Source organism: Ruminococcus sp., assembly GCF_017650195.1.
In the GTDB taxonomy this organism is placed as follows: domain Bacteria; phylum Bacillota; class Clostridia; order Oscillospirales; family Ruminococcaceae; genus Ruminococcus.
The window spans coordinates 1-3474 of sequence record NZ_JAGCFH010000128.1; the positions used below are offsets into that span (position 1 = coordinate 1).

A 3474-nucleotide genomic window follows, 5' to 3' on the forward strand; every position below is an offset into this window, starting at 1 on the left:
CTCATGAACATAACGAACAGGATAAACAGTCCTGCCGTATACCATTTGCTGTAATCAAGGGAATCCTGAGGGGTTAGGAACCAGAGTCCCCAAGTGATAGGATATTTCTCCTCGCCCTTTTCCAGCACTGCCCGGAAAAACCATAGGGATATCGCTCCTGTTATCGAGTATAAAACGAAGCCTAGTACATGGTGCTTCTGCATATAATCGAACACTCGGAACATTATCCAGCCGATCACAAAGCTCAGTACGCCCCAGAAAAATGAGAAAACGTATCCGAACTCATCGGTTTTATCACGGTTGCGATAGTGGTACATAAGTGCCATCATCACAAGCACATTGTACCAGAGCACAGGATCGCATAAGGTCCTGAACAAAAAATCCTTAAGACTGAATTTTTTAGTATTGGTCTCTTTCATTATTTATACCATTTTAAAGTTATTCTCTTCATCAAGGTACCACATCGCAAGCTGCGACGTGTTTACAGCAGCCGCAGACAGTCCGATGATACAAGCACTGTCCGGATCCTCTATAAAGTCACTGAGCTCAGAAAATCCTGTGCCTGCATCGGTCGTGGCGATTATACACGAACAAGCCGAGCTTCCCGACTGTCTTATATCTACACGGACCTCAGGCACTACCTTTACAGCCAGCACTTTGAGTAGGAGCTGATCCGGATAATCGGGGTTGTCAACGCTTTCGCATACAGTGGTACCGTCTCCGGAACGGTATACGAAACTACAAGCGATACCCTGCTTTATAAGAAGATTTAGCAGTCCGAATACCGAGCGTAATAGCTGCTCCTCACCTCTTACGGCATTTGCTGCAGAAACGCTCTGCCTGCGGAAAAGATCAAGCACGATAACAGGCTGTACTGAAGCAGCTGCTTCGTCAAGACGTACCATGAGTTTTGCCTTTTTTGACGAGAGCTTCCAGTTTATTCGTTTCAACGGATCACCGTGAATGTACTCACGATGCTCATATCCGGGAGCTGTATTAGCCGAAAACAGCATAGCCGTATCGTTTTCCTCATCCTCGTCGCTTGTAAGCACTGTTTCCGCAATCGAGCGGAACAGCTGCGAGGATGCCTTAATTTCAGGTATCTCGGGTATAACTCCCACTGACACAGGCTGAGGTAGCGGAGTAAGTATTTTCTTTTTCATGAAACCAAGGAAGCCGCATGAGTACACAGCTTTTATGCCTACCTCTCCGTTTCCTCCGACCACTGCATTAAGCTCAAAGGTGAAGCTTTTTTTCTCCTCTGTGAGCATGGTCAGCTTGCGATTCATTATATTCTGAGCAAATATCTCCGTCGCATAAGGGCATATTTCCACAATACCAAGCGGAAATGCGCCTTTTTTGCGTATAGTAATGGTAACGAGCAGCGTACTTCCCTTCTGTACATAAGCGTCGCAGTTAAAAGTCACTTTTACTCTTTTTCTTGCATAGGCCATAAAAAAGAGGGACACAAGTGGTGCGAATGCCACGAAAGCAAGCAGTATTATTCCCATTTCACCATCTATATAAAATGTGAATATATATACGAGAAAAGCAACTGCAAGCACGCTGACGATACTCTTAATATGCTTTATCATCTTGTCATTGCGGGCACGGGACAGCTCTTGAGAATACTTTCGATGTATGCTTCGCCCGTACCGAAAGCCGTCTTCCCCTGAGGAGAAAGGATTATCCTGTGCGCAAGCACCGAAACTGCGGCATACTTGACATCGTCAGGGGTAACATATTCTCTGTCATAAATATAAGCAAAAGCCTTTGCAGCCTTGAAAAGCGCTATACTTCCGCGAGGACTTATGCCAAGAACGGTATTTCTGTCCGAGCGGGTTGAGGAAACGATATTTATAATATACTGCTTAACACCGTCGCTTACTCTTACCCTTTTAACCTCCTCCTGCATGGCGATGATATCGTCAACGTGCATGACAGGCTCAGGTATATTGGCAATAGGATTACGCATCTCCGTCCTTCCAAGTATCTCCATTTCTTCCTCGACAGAAGGATATCCCATTGACAACTTCATAAAGAAACGGTCCATCTGAGCTTCCGGAAGGTGGAAAGTACCATAGGTCTCCACCGGGTTTTGAGTTGCCATTACAAGAAATGGCTTAGGAAGCCTGTGGGTAACACCATCAAGACTTATCTGACGCTCTTCCATAGCCTCAAGAAGAGCTGACTGTACCTTTGGTGAGGCACGGTTTATCTCATCGGCAAGGAGAAAGTTGCACATTACCGCGCCGTCTCGATAAACGAACTCCCCCTGAGTTGAATCGAGCATGGTAAAACCAGCAATATCAGAAGGCATAACGTCAGGAGTTAGCTGTATTCTGTTGAATTTACCACCTATTGAACGTGAGAGAGCTGTTATCAACTGAGTCTTTCCAACCCCGGGAACGTCCTCCAGCAAAACATGACCCTCACACAGAAGTGCTGCAATCAGTCTTATAATAGTATCCTGCTTTCCTACTATGACCCTACCGACAGAACCGGCAAGAGTGCTTATATTTGCATTCATAAATTTATACCTCATTTTTGGTGCTTTAATCCATTTAATATATTATAACATATTTTGTCAATGACTTCAAGTGAAAACCTCACGAAAAAAGTCTGGTATTATTGTAACATCTTACAACAAACCAAGTCTTTTTATGTGGAAAAATTGTGTATTTATAAAAAATAAAGCGGCACTTGATGCCGCTTTACGTGATATCAATAATAATCTCCGCTGCTTTTGCTTCCGCGTGCAGAAAGAAGTCCTGCAATAAGAACAATTATGCCGATAAGAGTAAGCAGTGCAGCTATACATGCAATAATAACATCAGACTTTCCCGGCGGATTATCCACCATTCTATAATCAGCAACCTGACTTGAATTAAAACCGCAATCCAAGACATAATCTTCTCTGTAGTTGATATATTCTTTGTCAGTGGGTTGTTTCCAAAGCTTTCCTTCAAATTGTACTGGCTCGGGCACCTTATCGGTCTTTCCATTTAAAAGGTCTTGCCATCCATCCATGTTTGCCGCGAGTTTATCCTGCATATCCTTTCTGCTGGAGCTAAGAACAACAACAAAATTCTCTTCATAAGCAGGGTCGCTATCTAAGTCCTCGTATATCTTTTTATTGGTAGCTGTGTCGTTTATACCTACAAGATAGTAATTCGTTACAGTCTTGCCTGTCGTTATACCATAGCTCTTGCGCGATTCAGTCATTTCGGCAAACTGACCGTAAACTCCACTTATCTCGCCCTTTATCATCGTGACCTTTTTATAATCACTGATATCTGAGTGGTTGAAATCAATATAATCTCCTTTTAAATACAGAATAGCGTTTTTCCCAACTCCAAAAGTTATGGCCGCACAGATAATAACAAACACAATAATGAACTTAAGCAACTTGCTCTTCATATAAACCTCCTTCTATACCAAAACAGGGCAGCATTACATTCTGCTGCCCTGTTA

General features: G+C 43.4%; 4 protein-coding genes. All 4 read right to left on the minus strand.

From position 1 onward, the window contains the following. The coding region (locus J6U00_RS05865) for a hypothetical protein (protein ID WP_296580115.1) at positions 1–419 on the minus strand (419 nt) is incomplete at its 3' end. A 3-nt stretch (positions 420–422) separates the two neighbouring features. Further along, positions 423–1595: a DUF58 domain-containing protein gene (locus J6U00_RS05870; protein ID WP_296580116.1), complete on the minus strand. Its 1173-nt coding sequence runs from the start codon at positions 1593–1595 to the stop codon at positions 423–425. Continuing rightward, positions 1592–2530, minus strand: a complete 939-nt coding sequence (locus tag J6U00_RS05875; protein ID WP_296580118.1) for a MoxR family ATPase — start codon at positions 2528–2530, stop codon at positions 1592–1594. The genes J6U00_RS05870 and J6U00_RS05875 overlap by 4 nt, the downstream gene beginning before the upstream one ends. 194 nt (positions 2531–2724) lie before the next feature. After that, positions 2725–3420, minus strand: a complete 696-nt coding sequence (locus J6U00_RS05880) for a DUF6709 family protein (RefSeq protein ID WP_296580120.1) — start codon at positions 3418–3420, stop codon at positions 2725–2727. Positions 3421–3474: the final 54 nt, after the last annotated feature.

What these genes read in the sequence shown, in the direction of transcription:
- J6U00_RS05870 (WP_296580116.1), bottom strand. Translation starts at nt 1,595, where the DNA reads ATGATAAAGCATATTAAGAGTATCGTCAGCGTGCTTGCAGTTGCTTTT.
- J6U00_RS05875 (WP_296580118.1), bottom strand. Translation starts at nt 2,530, where the DNA reads ATGAATGCAAATATAAGCACTCTTGCCGGTTCTGTCGGTAGGGTCATA.
- J6U00_RS05880 (WP_296580120.1), bottom strand. Translation starts at nt 3,420, where the DNA reads ATGAAGAGCAAGTTGCTTAAGTTCATTATTGTGTTTGTTATTATCTGT.